We start from the raw sequence: 17,856 nt of genomic DNA on the forward strand, positions 1-17,856 counted from the left end.
GTGGCGAGGGGACGGTGGAGGATTGCAGGGCTGTGGCTGGAAAGGCAATAAGGACGGCGGTCTCCGGCAATGGTGTCCGGTAAAGGCCGTGTTTCCTGCCTGACGGCCATGCCATTGCCGGCATGGCCGTCCCGCCTGCTTCTCAGCGATAGCGGTTGATGGCGTCCCGGGTTTCCAGGGCCACCCGGCGGGCGGCAGCGGCGAAGTCCTCGCCCTTGCCGGCGTAGAGAATGGCGCGGGAGGAATTGATCATCAGGCCGGTGCCATCGGCGGTTTTGCCGGCCTTGACCGTGGCTTCGATGTCGCCGCCCTGGGCGCCGATGCCGGGCACCAGCAGGGGCAGGTCGCCGGTCAGTTCCCGTACCCGGGCGATTTCGGCGGGGAAGGTGGCGCCCACCACCAGGGCGCACTGGCCGGTGGTGTTCCATTCCGTGGCCACCAGGCGGGCGACGCGCTCGAACAGCTTTTCGCCGCCGCTGTTGCCAATTTCGAGGAACTGCAGGTCGCTGCCGCCGGGGTTGGAAGTGCGGCAGAGCAGGATCACGCCCTTGTCCGGGTAGGCCAGGTAGGGCTCCACGGAATCCTTGCCCATGTAGGGGTTGATGGTGACGGCGTCGGCGCCGAAGCGCTCGAAGGCCTCCACCGCGTACTGCTCGGCGGTGCTGCCGATGTCGCCCCGCTTGGAATCCAGGACCACCGGGATACCAGGGTGCCGCTCATGGATGTGGGCGATCAGGGCTTCCAGCTGGTCTTCGGCGCGGCGGGCGGCGAAGTAGGCGATCTGGGGCTTGAAGCTGCATACCAGGTCGGCGGTGGCGTCCACGATGCTCTTGCAGAACTCGAAGATGGCGTCGTCGCGGCCCTGCAGGTGGGCGGGGAACTTGGCCGGGTCCGGGTCCAGGCCGACGCAGAGGAGGGAGTTGTTTTTCTGCCAGGCGGCAGCGAGGGATTGGCGGAAGTTCATGGTCATCGGCTCGATCGGTGCGGGCGGCCGCCCAGGGCGGTGAAGGCCGCCATTGTACCGCCGGCGGCACCTCGCCCCAAGGAAAAGGCCGCGGAGGCCGGCGCCGAAGGGCCTACAGCCGGGCCAGTTGCCGCAGCCAGGCGATGGGGGCGGAACCGTCCTCGGAACTACTGTTGCAGCGGCTGTCCCAGGGGATGTGCTGGCGCGGCAGGGTGGTGGTGCAGCGCCAGACGATGCGGGCGGCCGTGTCCAGGTAGGGGTAATAGACGATGTTGCTGCCTTCCGTCAGGCCCAGGGTGATGCGGCCGTTTTCCTCGTCCATGTGCACCCGGGCGATGCCCAGGGGCAGGCGGCCGAAGCCCAGCTCGGCAGGGGTGGCGGTCAGGGTGTGCTCCGCCTCGTAGCGGATCTTGGCAGCCTGGGCCAGGTTGTGGGCATAGGAGAAGAGGGGGTGGTACACCGTGCTGTGGCGGTAGTCCTCGTAGGCCGGCAGGGCCACCAGCATGAGGCTCAGCCCGAGCACGCCGAGGGTGGCCAGGTTGGCGAGGAAGCCGCCGCCCCCCACCGCCGGCAGCACCGCCGCCACGGGCCAGGCCAGCAGGTGACGGCGCGGCACCGCCATGGGCGGGGACGGCAGGCGGGCCATGCGTTTGCACAGCCAAGGGGCGGTGGCGGTCAGTTCCTGCAGGGACATCCAGAAACCGCCGCTGTGGGCGGCCTGTTCGACGAAGGCGTGGGCATCCAGGTTCTGCCAGCGGCGGGGGCCCGCCGCCAGCAGGGCCAGGGCCCGGATGGACGAGTGCAGGCTGCGGCAGCACAGGGTGCCGCAGCGGTCCGCCGTATATTCCTTGGCCCGCCGGTAGGCGCTGCCGAGCAGGGGCAGGGGCAGGGCGGGCAGGATCCACCAGCCGTAGCCGGCATGGGGCCGGGCCAGGTGGCTCAGTTCCCGCCCCAGATAGAAGTCCACCGCGTCCACATCGCTGTCCAGGGCGTCCACCAGTTCGGCCCGCAACATCACCAGGCGGTGCCGCAGCAGGCGCCAGGTGAGGCTGTGCAGCCGGCTCCAGCCGTGGATCAGGTAGGTCCGGGGCACCCGGGCCAGGCCCAGCTTGCGGCAGCAGCGCTCGAGGCGCACGTGCAGGTCCGGGTACTGGCGGGTGGTGATGCGGACGCCGTTGCCCTCCAGGTGGGAGGTCAGGGCCTGGCGCAGGCAGTGGAGCAATAGTGCGGCAGGCGGCAGGGCGGCCCATATCCAGCCGTCGCTCCAGTAGGTGGCGAAAAACCAGGCGACGGAGGCGGGCAGGGCCAGGGCGGCAAAGAGGTATTCCTCCCGCCGGAAGAGCCTGGCCGGCGGCTGGAGCGGGCGCTGGGAGCGGATGACGGACATGGCGGCTCGACGGGGCGAATCGGAATGCCTGCATGATAGTCGGCCGGGAGCCGTCTGTAAGCCGGAGAACCGCGCCAGTTAAGGCTTTCGGGATATGCGGAAGGTCTGCTTTCATGGCTTTTGGCATAGCACCAAAAGCCGGTGGCGCCGGAATGGGGCCGGCCGATATGCTGCCGGCGCTGGCTCAGGCCAGGACGGCCCGGTTGCGTCCGGCTGCCTTGGCGGCGTAAAGAGCGTCGTCGGCCCGTTTCAGGGTGGCGTCCAGGTTCTCGCCGGGGCGGAACTGGGTCAGGCCCATGCTGACGGTGATGGGGGGCAGGTCCGGCCGGCGGCTGGCGTCGGCCTCGATGGCATTACGGATGCGCTCGCCCAGCACCAGGGCGGCTTCGCCGCCGCAGCCGGGAAAGAGCATGAGGAATTCCTCGCCGCCCCAGCGGGCGCAGACGTCGTATTCCCGCAGGTTGCCGGCCAGGGCCTCGGCTACCTGGGCCAGGGCGGTGTCGCCGGCGGCGTGGCCGCAGCTGTCGTTGATGGCCTTGAAACGGTCGATGTCGGCCAGGGCGATACAGAAGTCGCTGCCGTTGCGCTCGGCCTGGGCGATTTCCTGGGTCAGCCGGGCCTGCATGAAGCGGCGGTTGGGCAGGCCGGTGAGTTCGTCCTGGGTGGAGATGGTGTGCAGACGGTCGTTCAGGTCCCGCAGCATGGACTGGTACTGATCGCTGATGCGCACGATCTTTTCGATCTGGCGCACCTTGCGCTGGTAGTTCTCGGCGTAGGACTGGCCCCGGTCCCGCTCGGCCCGCTGGAAGCGGTCGGAGATGTGGGTCAGCCGGTCCAGCAGCCGTTCCTGGGTGCGGTAGCGGTCGTACAGCTCCTGCAGCAGCGCCAGCACGGCCGGATCGGCGGCGTTGTCGCGCAGCAGGGCTTCGATGCGGGCTTCCAGGTCCGGGATCTCGGACATGTCAGACCTTGGCCGCGATGTCGAAGGGGAAGGTGCAGTCTTCCTTGAACTCGGCGGCCAGTTCGCCCACCCGTTCGTTGGCGCCGTCGTAGGACCAGCGCACGCTGACCTGGCGGCCCTTGCGGTGGGCTTCTTCGAGCAGGTCCAGGATGTCCATGAGGGCGCGGATGCTGCTGGTGTTGAGGTACAGCAGTTCCAATTCCAGGCGCAGGGGGCGCTCGGGCTGGGCCAGGTAGGCCTCGACCCAGTCGATCAGGGGCTGGAACAGTTCGAAGGAGTTTTCCGGATAGGAGTCGCCCTGCATGGCGATCAGGCCGGCTTCCCAATCGGCCCGGATGGCCGGGCTGGCGTTGGTCTGGGGGATGTCGAGATTGTCCATGTTGTTTTTTTCCTAGAGCACGACCCGCAGGCTGAAGAAGGCGCGCCCGCCGTCCAGGGGGCGCAGGCTGCATTGCAGGGGGGCCGAGGCCTTGCGGGCCATGTCGATCAGGCCCAGGCCGGCGCTGCCGTCCAGGGCTTCCCGGGGCTGGCGCAGCTGGGTCTTGAAGGCGGCCTTGAGACCATCCTTGTCGAGCCGGGCCAGGGGTTCGACCCGCTGCAACAGGGCTTCGCCGTCGGCCGCCTCGAGCACGTTGCCGGCGCTCACCACGTAGCGGCCGTCCTCGTCCCGGGAGACGAAGACGCTGGCCGTCTCCATGGCCAGGGCGGGGCGCGACTGGGTGTAGCGGCGGATGTTCTGGGTCATCTCGATATACACCGAGAAGACGTCGGAAACGGCGGAGGGGGATTCCTGCAGGCCTTCCATATGCTTGCGCAGGGCCGTGCCGATTTCCTCGATGAGGGTGGCGGTGATGGGGCCGTTGAAGCAGAGCATGATGCGCTCGCGGTTGAAGGTTTCCCGCAGGGCGAAAATGTCGAGGGAAGGTGCCGTCTGGGTCATGGAATCTCCTTGGGTGGCCTATCTTACCGCTGATCGTCGAAACGGAAAGCCAGGAGGGTGATGTCGTCCCGCTGGGCCAGGGGGCCCTGGTAGGCCTGGATTTCCTCCAGCAGGGCGCTCTTCTGCTCGGCCAGGGGCAGGTGGGCATGGGTCCGGATCCAGGCTGCCAGGCGGCGGGCGCCGAAGCCGTAGCCCTGGTCGCCGCCGGCCTGGTCCAGCAGACCGTCGCTGACCAGGTAGAAGGTGCGGCCCGCTGCCAGAGGCACCTGGGCGTTGTCGTAGCTGCCGCTGCGGCGGTCGTTGACGCCGCGGCGGTGGCCCGGGATTTCCTCGCAGTTGTCGCCGTCGCTCCAGAACAGGCCCAGGCGGGCGCCGGCGAAGGTCACCAGGCGCCGCTCCAGGTCCACGTGGCACAGGCCCATGTCCATGCTGGTGGCGATCTGGCGGCTGCGGTCGTCCCCGGGCAGCATGCCCCGGGCCACCTGGTCGGTGCGCTGCAGCAGGGCCGCCGGGTCCTGCCAGGGTGTGTCGCCCAGGGCCACTTCCAGGGCGGCGTGGGCGATCATGGTCATGCAGGCGCCGGGAACGCCGTGGCCGGCGCAGTCCACCACGCCGAACAGGCACTGCCCGGCGGCGCCGCGGTACAGGTAGAAGTCGCCGCCCACCACGTCCCGGGGGCGCCACAGGACGAAGTACTGGCCCTGCAGATCGGCCTTGAGGGCCTTGTCCGGCAGGATGGCGTGCTGGATCAGGCTGGCGTAGCGGATGCTGTCGGTGACCTTGCGATGGGCTTCGGCCAGTTCCCGGGTGCGTTCGTCCACCAGTCGCTCCAGGTTCTCCGAGTGGGCCCGCACCTGCTGGGCCATGGTGTCGAAGGCCCGGGTCAGTGCGCCGATCTCGTCGCCCCGGTTGGAGCGCAGGCGTTCCCCGTAATGGCCGGCGCCGATGCGCTGCACGGCGGCGGTGAGGGCGGCCAGGGGGGCCAGCACCAGGCGGTTGAGGCCGGCGGTATACAAGCCCACCAGGAGGGCCAGCAGCAGGAGCGAACCCAGGGCCAGGGCGGTGATCAGGGGCGCGTCGAAAACCCGGCTGGTGTTGAGGTCTACCGCCGTCAGCACGGTCCAGCGCAGGGATGGAATGTAGGTGGCGGCAGCCAGGCTGGGGGCGCCTTCCAGCTTCAGGCGCAGGGTCGGCGTGCCTTCCCCTTCGTCGGAGGCGGCCGCCACCAGGGTGCGGCGCAGGGCCTCCTTGTCCGCCGGCCGCTCCAGCAGGCGGTAGATGGTCTTTTCGATGTTCTGGTTGCCGGCGGTGGCGTAGGCGATCTGGCGCGGGTCCGGGTGGGCGATGATGGCGCCGTTCTGGTCCAGCACCATGGTGACCACGCCGGTTTCCCGGTTGGCCAGGACGTTGCTGAGGAAGCGGCTGAGGTTGAGGCCGGTGCCGGCGATGCCGATGGGGCGCTCCCCTTCGTCCCGTACCACGATGTTGATCCAGACGTTGGTGACCTGCAGCTTCTTGTCGTAATCCACATTGAGGCTGTAGCCCTGGCTGCTCTTCAGGGTGGCGAAGAACCAGGCGTCATCCGGGTTGGCCGGGTCGGCCGTGTAGCGCATGGCGGCCCGGGGAGCGGCCTGCGGATCGGCGAAGTAGAAATGGCGGCTGCTGGCCAGGGCGGCGAAATAGGCCTGGTCGGCGAAGGCGCGGCGGAAACCTTCGCCTTCGCGGAAGAAACGCTCGGTCTTGGCTGGGTCCTGCTCGCCGGTCATCCATTCCCGGAGCACGGTGGATTCGGCGAAGCGCTGGGCCAGGGCCATTTCCCTCCCGACGGCGGAGAGAATGCGCTGCTTGGTCAGCTGGGCGTGGTTGCGGGCCAGGGCGGTGCCCAGGTTTTCGCGGATGTCTTCCGCCACCCGGATGCCGATGAGCAGGGCCGCCAGCAGCAGGCCCACGGTCTTGCTGCGCAGGCTCCAGCCGGCGCGGCCCGCCTGGGGCGGCGGCACGGGTGCGGGAAGTGGGGGCATGGCGCCTTTCCTGGCTTACTGTTGCTCGTCCGGGGACGCATCCGCGGCGGGTGGTGTCACTTCCCGCCGCTGCTCGGCCTTCTGGCGCAGGCGCTCGTTCTTGTCGTCGTTGGCGAAGCGGTAGCGGCCGGCGAGGACGCAGCCCTTCATGCCCGGATCGCAGGGCAGGTCATTCACCTTGCCGCAGCGATCGTTGGATTCGTGGGGGCAACCCCAGCCGCCGCCTGCCATGGTCTGCTCCTTGTTCCTGGTTTTGCGCCCGGAGCCTCAGCCCGCCTTGCCCCAGGAGTCCTTGAGGGTGACGGCCCGGTTGAAGACCGGGGCGCCGGGTTGGGAGTCCACCCGGTCGGCGACGAAATAGCCGTGGCGCTCGAACTGGAAGCGCTGTTCCGGCAGGGCATCCTTCAGGGCCGGTTCCAGTTGTACCGTGATGGCCACCTTGGACGCAGGATTGAGGTCATCGAGGAAATCCCGGTCGCCGGCACCCGGGGCGGCGGCCTGGAACAGGCGGTCGTAGAGGCGCACTTCGGCGGTGTAGGCGTGGGCCACGGAGACCCAGTGCAGGTTGCCCTTGACCTTGTAGTTGTCGGCGCCGGGGGTGCCGGACTTGGAATCTTCCATGTACTCGCACAGAACGGCGGTGACATTGCCGGCGGCATCCTTCTCGCAGCCGGTGCACTTCACCACGAAGCCGTAGCGCAGGCGGGCCATATTGCCGGGGTAGAGGCGGTGGTAGCCCTTGCTGGGCTCTTCCATGAAGTCTTCCCGCTCGATCCACAGCTCCCGGGAGAAGGGCACCATGCGCTTGCCCAGTTCGGGCTTGAGCGGGTGGTTGGGGGCGAAGCATTCCTCGCTCTGGCCTTCCGGGTAGTTGGTGATGACGAGCTTGAGCGGGTCGAGCACGGCGATGCGGCGCTCGTCCAGCTCGTTCATGGTTTCCCGCATGCAGTCTTCGAGCAGGCTGTAGTCGATGAGGGAATCGTGCTTGGAGACGCCGACCCGCTCCATCAGCAGGCGGAAGCCTTCGGCGGTGTAGCCGCGGCGGCGGGCGCCCACCAGGGTGGGCATGCGCGGGTCGTCCCAGCCGTCCACGTGCTTCTCTTCCACCAGCTGGATCAGCTTGCGCTTGGAGAGCACGACGTAGGTCAGGTTGAGGCGGGAGAACTCGTACTGATGGGGCAGGGGGCGCTGCAGCAGGCCGCCCTCGGCCAGGCGCTCCAGGAGCCAGTCGTAGAAGGGGCGCTGGTCCTCGAATTCCAGGGTGCAGATGGAGTGGGTGATGTTCTCCAGGGCATCCTCGATGGGGTGGGCGAAGGTGTACATGGGGTACACGCAGTACTTGTCGCCCGTGTTGTGGTGGGTCGCATGGCGGATGCGGTAGATGGCCGGGTCCCGCAGGTTGATGTTGGGGGCGGCCATGTCGATCTTGGCCCGCAGGATGTGGGCGCCGTCCGGGAATTCGCCGGCCTGCATGCGCTTGAACAGGTCCTGGTTCTCCGCCACGCTGCGGTTGCGGAAGGGGCTGTCCTTGCCTGCCTCGGTCAGGGTGCCCCGGTTGGCGCGCATTTCCTCGGCGCTCTGGCTGTCCACGTAGGCGTTGCCGGTGGCGATCAGGTACTCGGCGGCCTGGATCATCCAGGGGAAATAGTTGGAGGCGTAGTAGAGGTTGTTCTCCTGGGCATCCTCCCAGTTGAAGCCCAGCCACTTCACCGCGTCCACGATGGAATCCACGTATTCCTGGTCTTCTTTCTCCGGATTGGTATCGTCGAAGCGCAGGTGGCAGCGGCCGCCGTAGTCCCGGGCCAGACCGAAATTGAGGCAGATGGACTTGGCGTGGCCGAAGTGCAGGTAGCCGTTGGGCTCCGGCGGAAAGCGGGTGCGGATCTTGGCCGGGTCCAGGGCGCCGGCGGCGTGGTCGCTGGCCAGGCCGGGCTGGCCGGCCCAGCGGCGCTGGGCGTGCTTGCCGGCGGCCAGGTCGGCCTCGACGATGTTGCGGATGAAATTGGCGGCGGGGGCGATCGGCGCGGCGTTCTTGTTGGGGTTGCTCACAGCGGGGTCCTTGAAGGTCTTTGTCCGCCATTTTAACCGGGGCCAGGGGCAAAACCGAAAAGACCCGGGTTAAAAGCCGCTAAAATTCACCCTTTATCCCTTGGGGTGCGAGGTCCGGCCGTGAACTGGAATGCCTTTCTTGCCATCGGCGTCGGTGCCGCCCTCGGCGCCTGGGCCCGCTGGGGCCTGGGACTGCTGCTCAATCCCCTGTTCCTGGCCATTCCCCTGGGCACCCTGGCGGCCAACCTGCTCGGCGGCTACCTCATCGGCGTGGCCCTGGGCGTGTTCCACAGCTACGCCCACCTGTCCCCGCTGCTCAAGCTGTTCCTCATCACCGGTTTCCTCGGCGGCCTCACCACCTTCTCCAGCTTCTCCGGCGAAGTCATGGAGCGCCTGCTGGCCCAGCAATACGCCTGGGCCTTCGGTGCCATCGCCCTGCACCTGCTCGGCTCCCTGGCCATGACCTTCCTCGGCTTGTGGAGCGTCGGCGTGCACCGGGTCTGGCCCTGAGGAGCCGCTTAGCGCACCTTGTCGGTCGGGCCGGTGGCGGCGTTCAGGGACATTCTTGCCTGTTGCCAGGCTTCGCCCAGGGTGTGGGCTCCTGGGGAAAAGTGATGCAGGGTAGCGCCGCAACCGGTCACCAGCAGGCCGGTCAGGAGGAAGGGCAAGAAGGTCTGGTGCAGGGCGGTTTGTAGCCAGTGACGCCTTTCCAGCCGGTGCAGGCGCCGGTACAGGGTGGCTGCCAGAGTGCCATCCAGCAGTAGTTCAGCAAACAGGCTCGGCGCCGAATACACAATGAAGGCGGACGACAGTAACAAGGCCGCAGCCAGCACCAGGACAATCAGGGGAATGGCCAGCTCCTCCCCCTCCGCTGCAGCGCCCAAGGCTTGGCCGATGGCTTCGCTGCCGTCCGGTAGGGTTTCGGCGGCTACTGCCGGTTCGCTCGGGACTCCGGCTACTGGCGGGGCATCGAAATGACTGCTGGCGCCACCGCCCCCGAAATTTCCCCCCAGATCTTCAGCCGTGGGCGAACAGCTGTCGGCCGATGGTCCCGACGGCACCAGGTTGCCCAGGTCCATCAGGTCCGGAATGTCGGCGTAGTCCTCCGCCCGGGTGCGCAGCCACAGCCAGAGCAGACCGAGGAACACCCCGTAGGCGAGGAGAAAGGCCGCTCCGTAGCGCCAACCCATGTGGGTCAGGCCGGCGTGGAGCAATGCAAAGGATGCCAGCAGCCCAGAACCGGCGGTGAGCAGTACCAGCAGCATCATCTGCAGGCGGGGAAAGCTGTCCCGCTCCAGGTGTCCGCGCAGGCGTTGGAGATGGTGTTGGCGAGACAAGGGGGGAAGTCGGCTCATGGGAGCGGCGTTATCGCAGGAACGGGCCCCTGGTCGCAGAAGGGGCAGGGCTAGTCGGCGAGGACCAGCACCAAGCGGAAGGCTCCCAGGCGGCTGGCCAGCAACCAGCGGACATAAAGGTAGAAAAAGAACAGGCCCGTCAGCAGGCCCAGCAGGCCGCCTATCATTGGAATGGCGGAGCGAGCGATGCCGCTAATGCCTAGGACGAAGCCGACGATACCACCGAGGAGTGCGCCGCACAGGGCGGAGCCCAGGGCGGTGGCGATGCAGCGCCAGAAAAAGCCCCAGACAATCCCGGCTTGGCTGAGGGTGGTGAGTTCCTTGAAATCGATGGGGGTCATAGGTCCAGTGTTCCATGAGAGCGAAGGGATGAGGGTGCCGGAGAGGCTTTTTTATCCCTTGTGGGTATGTTGGTGGAATTTAATGCCCGGCTCCCGATATGGCAAGCCGGGGGCGGAGGGCCGGGTCCTTCCGAGCCGATGTCAGCGCTTCCACGCCACCAGGGCAATGCCTAGTGCAATGGGCAGCACCCCCAGCAGGTCGTCGGCGTACATGGTTTCTCCCAGCAGGGTGACGGCGAACAGGGTGCCGAAGAAGGGATTGAGGAAGTGGAAGCTGCTGGCCGAACTGGCCTGGCCGTGGCGCAGCAGCCACAGCATGAGCAGGGTGCTGGCCAGGGAGACGGCGACGCTGTAGGCCAGACTGCCCCACAGGGCCGGGTGGGCCTCCAGGCGGAAACCTTCCAGGCCCCAGGCCAGGGGCAGCAGCACCAGGCCGCTGGCCATGAACTGCAGGGTGACGGCCGCGATCAGGTCCTGCCCCGCCGCCACCTTCTTGCTCAGCACCGTGCCCAGGGCCAGGGCCAGCGTGCCGGCGCCGATGGCCGCCAGATACAGGGGCTCCAGCTGTTCCACCGTCAGCCGGTGGCGGGTGATCCACAGCACGCCGCCCATGCCCAGGAGGATGCCGGCAAGCCGCAGGGGCGTCAGCCGTTCTCCTTCCAGGGCGGCGGCCAGCAGCAGGGTGAGCAGGGGACAGGCGCTGACCAGGACGGCGGTGAGGGCGGTGGGCACACCCTGCAGGCCCCAGTAGGCCAGGCCCAGATAGGCCGCATTGCACACTAGTCCGGCCAGCAGGGCGCGGCCGGCCATGGTCGGCAGGCGCAGGCTGCGGCCGCTGCTCCGGGCCAGGAAGGCGAAGAGCAGGCCGGCGGCCAGGAAGCGGATGGCCAGCAGGGTCAGGGGGGCGGCGTGGTCGAGGCCGATGCGGCCGGCGACGAAGGCCGAACTCCAGATGACGCTGAAGGCGATGCCGGCGATCAGGACCCGGGTACGGGAGGGGGCGGCGGCAATGCCGGCGGGCAGCGGCGGGGCGATGGCGTTCATGGCGGGCTCCTGGGGCGTGGTGAAGACGACGGGCCCAACCCTACCGGGGTGTGGAATATTTGATAAATTAATAAATATCGAATCAATATTTCCAGGAGAAATGATGGCCCGGCATCTCGACATGGACCTGCTGCGCGCCCTGGTGGCGACGGCGGAGGCAGCGAGCTTTTCCCTGGCGGCGACCCGCCTGGGCCGTACCCAATCGGCCATCAGCCTGCAGATCAAGCGACTCGAGGAGCAGGTGGGCAAGCCCCTGCTGGTGCGCTCCCAGGGGCGGCTGGAGGGGGTGACGGAGGAGGGGCTGCTACTGCTCGACTACGCCCGCCGCATCCTGCGCCTCAACGACGAGGCCATCGGCTGCTTTTCCGAGGCGGACCTGGCGGGCAGCCTGCGGGTGGGGCTGGCGGAGGAAGTGATGGAGCGGGACCTGGGCAGCGTGGTGGCGGAATTCCACAGCGCCTATCCCCGGGTCAAGCTGGCTCTGGAGTGTGATCTTTCGGCCCGCCTGGCGGCCCGGGTCGAGGCCGGCGAACTGGACATGGCCCTCATCAAGCGCATCGGCGAGCGGCCGACAGCGGTGGGCCGCACCCTGTGGCGGGAGCCCATGGTCTGGGCCGGCGGTGCCCACGGCAGCGCCGTGGCGGAGCGGCCTTTGCCCCTGGCCCTGTTTCACGAAGGCTGCATTTTCCGCGTCGTCGCCCAGGCGGCCTTGACCCAGGCCGGCATCCCCTGGCGTCTGGCCTTTGCCGGTCACAGCCACACCGGCATCCGCCACGTGTTGCGGGCCGGCCTGGCGGTTTCTCCCTTGCCCCTGAGCCTGCTCGGCGACGGTCTGCAACGTCAAACCGAGGGGCTGCCGCCCCTGCCGGAGGTGGAGTGGGTGGCGCTGACCGGCGCCAGCGGTGAATGGCCCGCGGTGCAGCGCCTCATCGCCATGTTCGAGGCGCGCCTGTGGCAGCCCCTGCCCTGGCCGGGCGGCGGGCTGCCCCGGGTGGCGGCCTGAAATGGCGGGTTAGATGCGGAAGCGGGCCGTGGCCTGATTGAGGGCCTGGGCCGTCGCTTCCAGGGCGCTGGCGGCGGCGGTGTGCTGCATGCTCTCGCTGGTTTCTTCCACCTGGTGGGCGATGCGCTCCACCTGCTGGGCCAGGGCGGTGCTGGCCTCGCTCTGTTCCCGGGTGGAGTCGGCCACTTCCCGCACCAGGGAGCGGGCGGATTCGGAACCGGCGGCGATGCGGTGCAGCAGCTCCGAGGTTTCGGCGGCGGCTTCCTTGGCCTTTTCCGCTTCCGGCAGGGCCGCGTCCATGACCTGGGCGGCGGTCAGGGTTTCGTCCTGGATGCGGCTGACGATGGAGGAGATTTCCACCGTGGCCTTTTCCGTCCGCTCCGCCAGCACCCGCACCTCGTCGGCCACCACGGCGAAGCCCCGGCCCTGTTCGCCGGCCCGGGCCGCCTCGATGGCGGCGTTGAGGGCCAGCAGGTTGGTCTGGCCGGCGATCTCCTTGATCACCTGGGCCACCCGGGCCACTTCCTGGGCGTTGTCGGTGAGGGCCCGCACCTGCTCCGCCGCCTTGCCCATGGTGTCCGCCATGGTGGCGATATTGGCGGCGGTGGTGTCCACGCTCTTCTCGCCGACGCCGGCCAGTTCAGCCGCGTTGCTGGCGTGCTGTTCCGTGTCCCGGGCGTTGTCGGAAACGTGGGTGATGGAAACCGTCAGTTCCTCCATGGCGGCGGCCATGTTCTGGGTCGCTTCCGTCTCGGTTGCCGCCGAGTCCGCCACCCGGGTGGCGGTGCTGTTGATCTCCTGGGCGGAACTGGCCACCTGGCCGGCGCCCTGGGCGATTTCGCCGATCATCTGGCGCAGCACCTGCACCAGGCGGTTCAGTTCGCCCAGCATGCTGTCGTCCCGGGCGTTGCCGAGGGAAACGGTGAGATCGCCGCCGGCCACAGCCCGGATGGCGGTGACCGCCTCGGCCGGCTCGCCGCCGATCTGACCCAGGGTGGCCCGGGCCAGGGCCCAGGAGAGGGCGCCCACGGCCAGCACCACCAGCACGATGATCAGGGCCACCAGGCGCAGCTGCTGGTAGAAGAGGGTGTCCAGGTCGTCGATGTAGAGGCCGGTCCCCACCACCCAGTCCCAGGCGGGGAAATGCTGCAGGTACTGCAGCTTGGGCACCTGCACGTCGCTGCCCGGCTTGGCGGTCATGGTTTCGGTGTAGCCGCTCTTGTCCAGGGCCACCTTGATCAGGTTGCGCACCGTGTAGGCGCCGGACTTGTCCTGCCGGTCCCAGTGGCTCTTGCCTTCATATTCGGGACGGACCGGGTGCATCACTCCCATGCCCTTGCTGTCGTAGATGTAGAAGTATTCCTTGCCCTGGTAGCGCATGCTGCGGATCACCGCCTTGGCCAGGGTCTGGGCCTCTTCCCGGCCCATGGCTCCCTTGGCTTCCTGGGCCTGGATATCCACGATGGCGGTCATGGCAATGTCGATGGCCGTTTCCAGGGTGGCCTTGCGGTCGGCCAGCAACTGCTGTTTGAGGTGCAGGGCCTGGAAGGTGCCGAGAACGATGAGGCCGATCAGCGTGACAAGCAGGGAGACGGTTAGCCGCCCCTTGAGACTCATGGTCTTGAACATGTTTTTCCCCGTGGTGATTCCGCCGACCGTGGCCGGCAGGTTTTTATTGGCATGCAACTTTGTTGCTGCCGACAAGATTCCACTTTTGTCCGGGCAAAGCAAGTGTGTAATTCCGCGAGACTCTGCCAAGGGAAACAGGTCCTTGTGCCAAAATACCGCCTTGCAATTTTTTCACCCCCCGATTGTGTCCCTCCCCCGTTCCGCTCCGCCTGCCTTTGCCGACTGCCTGACCCAGGATCGTCCCCGTCTGCGCGCCCTTTCCCGCAGCGCCGGCCAGCCCGGTCCCCATGCCGAGAAGGCCAAGGCCGACTACGAGGCCCTGCTGGCCCGCTCCCGCGCCGCCTGTGCCGAGTGGGCCGGGCGCCTGCCCAAGCCGGAATATGCGGAGGACCTGCCGGTCAACGGGCGGCGGGAGGAGATCAAGGCCCTCATCGAGCACAACCAGGTGGTCATCGTCTGCGGCGAGACCGGCTCCGGCAAGACCACCCAGCTGCCCAAGATCTGCCTGGAACTGGGCCGGGGGGCGGCGGGACTGATCGGCCATACCCAGCCCCGGCGCCTGGCGGCCCGCTCCGTGGCGGCCCGGGTGGCCCAGGAGCTGCAGACCCAGATCGGTGCCGGCGTGGGGGTGAAAATCCGCTTCCAGGACCGTAGCGGGCCCCAGTCCTATTTGAAGCTGATGACCGACGGCATCCTGCTGGCGGAAACCCAGACCGACCCCTACCTCAACGCCTACGACACCATCATCATCGACGAGGCCCACGAGCGCAGCCTCAACATCGACTTTCTGCTGGGCTATCTGAAGCAGCTGCTGGCCAAGCGCAAGGACCTCAAGGTCATCATCACCTCCGCCACCATCGACGCAGAGCGCTTTGCCCAGCACTTCGCCCAGCACGGCAAGCCGGCGCCGGTGATCGAAGTCTCCGGCCGCCTCTACCCGGTGGAGGTGCGCTACCGCCCGGTGACGCCCCTGGAGGAAGACCAGGAGGAGCGGGATCTCTACGACGCCATCGTGGACGCGGTCCACGAACTGGGCCGGGAAGGCCCGGGAGACGTGCTGGTGTTCCTCCCCGGCGAGCGGGAAATCCGGGAGGCGGCGGAAGCCCTGCGCAAGCACCACTTCCCCGGCCCCCAGCCGGAAATCCTGCCGCTGTTCTCCCGCCTCTCGGCGGCGGAGCAGGACCGGGTCTTCAAGACCGGCGGCGGCCGCCGGGTGGTGCTGGCCACCAACGTGGCGGAAACCTCCCTCACCGTGCCGGGCATCCGCTACGTGGTGGATACGGGCCTGGCCCGGGTGAAGCGCTACTCCTACCGCAACAAGGTGGAAATGCTCCAGGTGGAGCGGGTCTCCCAGGCCGCGGCGCGGCAGCGGGCGGGCCGTTGCGGCCGGGTGGCGGCGGGGGTCTGCATCCGCCTCTACGACGAGGCTGACTTCAACGCCCGGGGCGAATTCACCGATCCGGAAATCCTGCGTTCCTCCCTGGCCGGGGTGATCCTGCGCATGAAGGCCTTGAAGCTCACCGACGTGGAGAGCTTCCCCTTCATCGAGGCGCCGCCGCCCAAGGCCATCAACGACGGCTATTCCCTGCTGCAGGAACTGGGCGGCCTGGACGAGGACAACCGCCTCACCGACGTGGGCCGGGGCCTGGCCAAGCTGCCCCTGGACCCGCGCATCGCCCGCATGATCGTGGCCGCCCGGGACCGGGGCTGCCTCAAGGAAGTGCTGGTCATCGCCGCCGCCCTCTCGGTGCAGGACCCCAGGGAACGGCCCCAGGAGCGCTTGCAGGCGGCGGATGAAAAGCACCGCCAGTTCGCCGACGAGAAGTCCGAATTCCTCTCCTGGTTGAAGCTGTGGAACTGGTTTGAGGAACAGGCCCGGCACCTCTCCGGGCGCAAGTTGGCCGAGGCCTGCAAGGAGCGTTTCCTCTCCTACCTGCGCATGCGGGAATGGCGGGAGGTTTACAACCAGATCCACGCCATGGTCACCGAGCTGGGCTGGCGCGAGAACGAGATTCCCGCGACCTACGAGCCCATCCACAAGGCCCTGCTGACGGGCCTCCTGGGCAATATCGGCTGCAAGTCCGACGACAGCAGCCACTACCTGGGGGCCCGGGGCATCCGCTTCCTCATCCACCCGGGCTCGCCCCTGCAGAAGAAGGCGGGCAAGTGGGTGGTCTGCGCCGAGCTGACGGAAACCACCAAGCTCTACGCCCGCTGCCTCGCCCGCATCGAGCCGGAATGGCTGGAGGAGGTGGGCGCCCACCTGATCCGCAAGAGCTACTTCGACCCCCACTGGGAGAAAAAGGCCATGCAGGCCGTGGCCTACGAGCGCTCCACCCTGCACGGCATCGTCGTCAATCCCAAGAAGCGGGTGAACTTCGGCCCCATGAACCCGGAAGAGGCGCGCCTGCTCTTCATCCGCCAGGGCCTGGTGGGCGGCGAGATCAACGAGGACTTCGTGCGCCGCTGGCCTTTCTACCAGCACAACCAGAAGGCCATCCGGGACATCGAGAACCTGGAACACAAGCAGCGCCGCCAGGACGTGCTGGTGGACGACGAACTGATCTTTGCCTTCTACGACCACCTGATTCCCTCGGGCATCTACAACGGTGCCGACTTCGACAAGTGGCGCAAGGAGGCGGAGCGGGAGAACCAGAAACTGCTCTTCCTGCAGAAGGAAGACCTGATGCGCCACGAGGCGGCCGGGGTCACCACCGACGCCTTCCCTCCCCAGATGCGCCTTTCCGGCGTGGACTACGCCCTCACCTACCACTTCGAGCCCGGCAGCCCCCGGGACGGCGTCACCCTGGTGCTGCCCCTGGCCCAGCTCAATCAGGTGCCCGCCAACCGCAGCGAGTGGCTGGTGCCCGGCCTCTTGAAGGAGAAGGTGGTGCAGCTGGTGAAGACCCTGCCCCAGCGCATCCGCGCCAAGCTGGTGCCGGTGCCCGAGTTCGCCGAGGAGTTCATCGCCTGGGTGGGCAACGACGAGAAGCGTATGGCGCCGGGCATCATCGCCCCCCTCATCGACTTCATCTTCGAATCCCGGGGCCTCAATGCCCGGGGCTGGGCGGTGACGCCCGATGCCTTCCGCCCCGGCGAGCTGCCGGCCCACTTCTCCATGAACTTCAAGCTGGTGGATGAACACGGTCGCCAGCTCGACATGAGCCGCAGCCTGGCCCAGCTCCGCGGCGAATGGGGCCGGGAGGCGCGCCAGGAATTCCAGGAGCTGCACGAGACCCCCAGCGAATTCACCGGCCTCACCGATTGGACCTTCGGCAAGCTGCCGGAGCTGATGGAAGTGGCCGTGGGCGGCCAGATGGTGATCGGCTACCCGGGCCTGACGGAAGACGGCGAGACCGTTTCCCTGCGCGTGTACGACTCCCAGGAGGAAGCCCTGGCGGCCCACCGCCTGGGCCTCTCCCGCCTCTTCCAGTTGCAGCTGAAGGAGCAGGTGAAGTACTTCGAGAAGAACCTGCCGGGCCTGACCCAGATGGCCATGCAGTTCATGAGCCTGGGTTCTTCCGACGACCTGCGCCAGCAGCTGGTGTCGGTGATTTTCGAGCGGGCCTGCCTGGTGGAACCGTGGCCGGAAGATGCGGAATCCTTCAAGGCCCGCTGCGCCGAAGGCAAGAACCGCCTGGGCCTCTTGGCCCAGGAAATCTGTCGCCTGGTGGGCCTGGTGCTGACCGAGTGGCAGGCCCTGGTGAAAAAGCTGCCTGCCTTCAAACCTTTCCCCGGTGCGGTGCAGGATATCGAGAAGCAGATCGGCCGCCTCATTCACAAACGCTTCGTGCTGGAAACGCCCTTCGAGCGCCTGCAGCACTTCCCCCGCTACCTCAAGGCGGCGGCCATGCGCCTGGACAAGCTCAAGGCCAACCCGGCCCGGGACGTTCAGCTGCTGGCGGACTACAGCACCCTGTGGACCCAGTACGAACGCCGCGCCCTGCAGCTGGCCAAACAGGGCGTCAGCGATCCCCAACTGGAGCAGTTCCGCTGGCTGCTGGAGGAACTGCGGGTCAATCTCTTCGCCCAGGAACTGAAGACGCCGGTGCCCGTGTCGGTGAAGCGCCTGCAGAAGCTGTGGGAAGGGATACAGTACGGTTGAAAGACGATTAGCCACAGAGGGTACAGAGAACACAGAGAGAAAATGCCTCTGCCCTGG

At 67.6% G+C, this 17,856-nt stretch carries 15 protein-coding genes; 3 read left to right on the forward strand and 12 right to left on the reverse strand.

The features are described 5' to 3' along the window. Window positions 1–142: 142 nt before the first annotated feature. The 8 genes from pyrF to AC3QLZ_RS13865 form a co-directional block, all read right to left on the reverse strand. Window positions 143–964 carry an orotidine-5'-phosphate decarboxylase gene (pyrF, locus tag AC3QLZ_RS13830; RefSeq protein ID WP_014236455.1) on the reverse strand — a complete coding sequence of 274 codons (822 nt, stop codon included), beginning with the start codon at window positions 962–964 and terminating at the stop codon, window positions 143–145. Window positions 965–1,076: 112 nt separating this feature from the next. Beyond that, window positions 1,077–2,351: a M48 family metallopeptidase gene (locus AC3QLZ_RS13835; protein WP_014236456.1), complete on the reverse strand. Its 1,275-nt coding sequence runs from the start codon at window positions 2,349–2,351 to the stop codon at window positions 1,077–1,079. 184 nt (window positions 2,352–2,535) lie between these two features. After that, window positions 2,536–3,312 (reverse strand): biofilm regulation diguanylate cyclase SiaD, encoded by a 777-nt coding sequence (gene siaD / locus AC3QLZ_RS13840; RefSeq protein ID WP_014236457.1) that lies wholly within the window; start codon window positions 3,310–3,312, stop codon window positions 2,536–2,538. A 1-nt stretch (window position 3,313) separates the two neighbouring features. Continuing rightward, window positions 3,314–3,691, reverse strand: coding sequence for a biofilm regulation phosphoprotein SiaC (gene siaC / locus AC3QLZ_RS13845; protein WP_014236458.1), 378 nt, complete (start codon window positions 3,689–3,691; stop codon window positions 3,314–3,316). Window positions 3,692–3,703: 12 nt separating this feature from the next. After that, window positions 3,704–4,252, reverse strand: a complete 549-nt coding sequence (siaB, locus tag AC3QLZ_RS13850; protein ID WP_014236459.1) for a biofilm regulation protein kinase SiaB — start codon at window positions 4,250–4,252, stop codon at window positions 3,704–3,706. A gap of 23 nt (window positions 4,253–4,275) precedes the next feature. Beyond that, the gene (gene siaA / locus AC3QLZ_RS13855; RefSeq protein ID WP_014236460.1) at window positions 4,276–6,273 is read right to left on the reverse strand and encodes a biofilm regulation protein phosphatase SiaA; all 1,998 of its coding nucleotides are present in this window, start codon (window positions 6,271–6,273) and stop codon (window positions 4,276–4,278) included. A gap of 15 nt (window positions 6,274–6,288) precedes the next feature. Beyond that, the gene (locus AC3QLZ_RS13860; protein WP_014236461.1) at window positions 6,289–6,504 is read right to left on the reverse strand and encodes a hypothetical protein; all 216 of its coding nucleotides are present in this window, start codon (window positions 6,502–6,504) and stop codon (window positions 6,289–6,291) included. A gap of 36 nt (window positions 6,505–6,540) precedes the next feature. Further along, on the reverse strand, window positions 6,541–8,322 hold the full coding sequence (locus AC3QLZ_RS13865) for a glutamine--tRNA ligase/YqeY domain fusion protein (protein ID WP_014236462.1): 1,782 nt from the start codon (window positions 8,320–8,322) through the stop codon (window positions 6,541–6,543). 120 nt (window positions 8,323–8,442) lie between these two features. On the opposite strand from AC3QLZ_RS13865, the gene crcB reads away from it, so the two are divergent. After that, window positions 8,443–8,832, forward strand: coding sequence for a fluoride efflux transporter CrcB (gene crcB / locus AC3QLZ_RS13870; protein WP_014236463.1), 390 nt, complete (start codon window positions 8,443–8,445; stop codon window positions 8,830–8,832). Between the two features lie 8 nt (window positions 8,833–8,840). Here the strand turns inward: crcB and AC3QLZ_RS13875 are convergent, their stop codons facing one another. From AC3QLZ_RS13875 to AC3QLZ_RS13885, 3 genes are all read right to left on the reverse strand, one after another. Beyond that, the gene (locus tag AC3QLZ_RS13875; RefSeq protein ID WP_014236464.1) at window positions 8,841–9,677 is read right to left on the reverse strand and encodes a hypothetical protein; all 837 of its coding nucleotides are present in this window, start codon (window positions 9,675–9,677) and stop codon (window positions 8,841–8,843) included. A 50-nt stretch (window positions 9,678–9,727) separates the two neighbouring features. Next, window positions 9,728–10,018, reverse strand: coding sequence for a hypothetical protein (locus tag AC3QLZ_RS13880; protein WP_014236465.1), 291 nt, complete (start codon window positions 10,016–10,018; stop codon window positions 9,728–9,730). Window positions 10,019–10,159: 141 nt separating this feature from the next. After that, a complete protein-coding gene (locus AC3QLZ_RS13885; protein WP_014236466.1) occupies window positions 10,160–11,062 on the reverse strand; it encodes a DMT family transporter in 903 nt (300 codons plus the stop codon). A 103-nt stretch (window positions 11,063–11,165) separates the two neighbouring features. Here AC3QLZ_RS13885 and AC3QLZ_RS13890 point away from each other — a divergent pair, with 103 nt between their 5' ends. Continuing rightward, the gene (locus AC3QLZ_RS13890; RefSeq protein ID WP_014236467.1) at window positions 11,166–12,065 is read left to right on the forward strand and encodes a LysR substrate-binding domain-containing protein; all 900 of its coding nucleotides are present in this window, start codon (window positions 11,166–11,168) and stop codon (window positions 12,063–12,065) included. 9 nt (window positions 12,066–12,074) lie between these two features. Here AC3QLZ_RS13890 and AC3QLZ_RS13895 read toward each other — a convergent pair whose 3' ends face one another. Then, window positions 12,075–13,694: a methyl-accepting chemotaxis protein gene (locus tag AC3QLZ_RS13895; RefSeq protein WP_492783260.1), complete on the reverse strand. Its 1,620-nt coding sequence runs from the start codon at window positions 13,692–13,694 to the stop codon at window positions 12,075–12,077. Between the two features lie 184 nt (window positions 13,695–13,878). Between AC3QLZ_RS13895 and hrpA the strand changes: the two genes are divergently transcribed. After that, complete coding sequence (gene hrpA, locus AC3QLZ_RS13900; RefSeq protein ID WP_238526341.1) at window positions 13,879–17,799, forward strand: ATP-dependent RNA helicase HrpA; 3,921 nt, start codon at window positions 13,879–13,881, stop codon at window positions 17,797–17,799. Window positions 17,800–17,856 lie beyond the last annotated feature (57 nt).

Source organism: Azospira sp. MPR-LB4, assembly GCF_058809525.1.

What these genes read in the sequence shown, in the direction of transcription:
- pyrF (WP_014236455.1), bottom strand. Translation starts at nt 964, where the DNA reads ATGAACTTCCGCCAATCCCTCGCTGCCGCCTGGCAGAAAAACAACTCC.
- AC3QLZ_RS13835 (WP_014236456.1), bottom strand. Translation starts at nt 2,351, where the DNA reads ATGTCCGTCATCCGCTCCCAGCGCCCGCTCCAGCCGCCGGCCAGGCTC.
- siaD (WP_014236457.1), bottom strand. Translation starts at nt 3,312, where the DNA reads ATGTCCGAGATCCCGGACCTGGAAGCCCGCATCGAAGCCCTGCTGCGC.
- siaC (WP_014236458.1), bottom strand. Translation starts at nt 3,691, where the DNA reads ATGGACAATCTCGACATCCCCCAGACCAACGCCAGCCCGGCCATCCGG.
- siaB (WP_014236459.1), bottom strand. Translation starts at nt 4,252, where the DNA reads ATGACCCAGACGGCACCTTCCCTCGACATTTTCGCCCTGCGGGAAACC.
- siaA (WP_014236460.1), bottom strand. Translation starts at nt 6,273, where the DNA reads ATGCCCCCACTTCCCGCACCCGTGCCGCCGCCCCAGGCGGGCCGCGCC.
- AC3QLZ_RS13860 (WP_014236461.1), bottom strand. Translation starts at nt 6,504, where the DNA reads ATGGCAGGCGGCGGCTGGGGTTGCCCCCACGAATCCAACGATCGCTGC.
- AC3QLZ_RS13875 (WP_014236464.1), bottom strand. Translation starts at nt 9,677, where the DNA reads ATGAGCCGACTTCCCCCCTTGTCTCGCCAACACCATCTCCAACGCCTG.
- AC3QLZ_RS13880 (WP_014236465.1), bottom strand. Translation starts at nt 10,018, where the DNA reads ATGACCCCCATCGATTTCAAGGAACTCACCACCCTCAGCCAAGCCGGG.
- AC3QLZ_RS13885 (WP_014236466.1), bottom strand. Translation starts at nt 11,062, where the DNA reads ATGAACGCCATCGCCCCGCCGCTGCCCGCCGGCATTGCCGCCGCCCCC.
- AC3QLZ_RS13890 (WP_014236467.1), top strand. Translation starts at nt 11,166, where the DNA reads ATGGCCCGGCATCTCGACATGGACCTGCTGCGCGCCCTGGTGGCGACG.
- AC3QLZ_RS13895 (WP_492783260.1), bottom strand. Translation starts at nt 13,694, where the DNA reads ATGTTCAAGACCATGAGTCTCAAGGGGCGGCTAACCGTCTCCCTGCTT.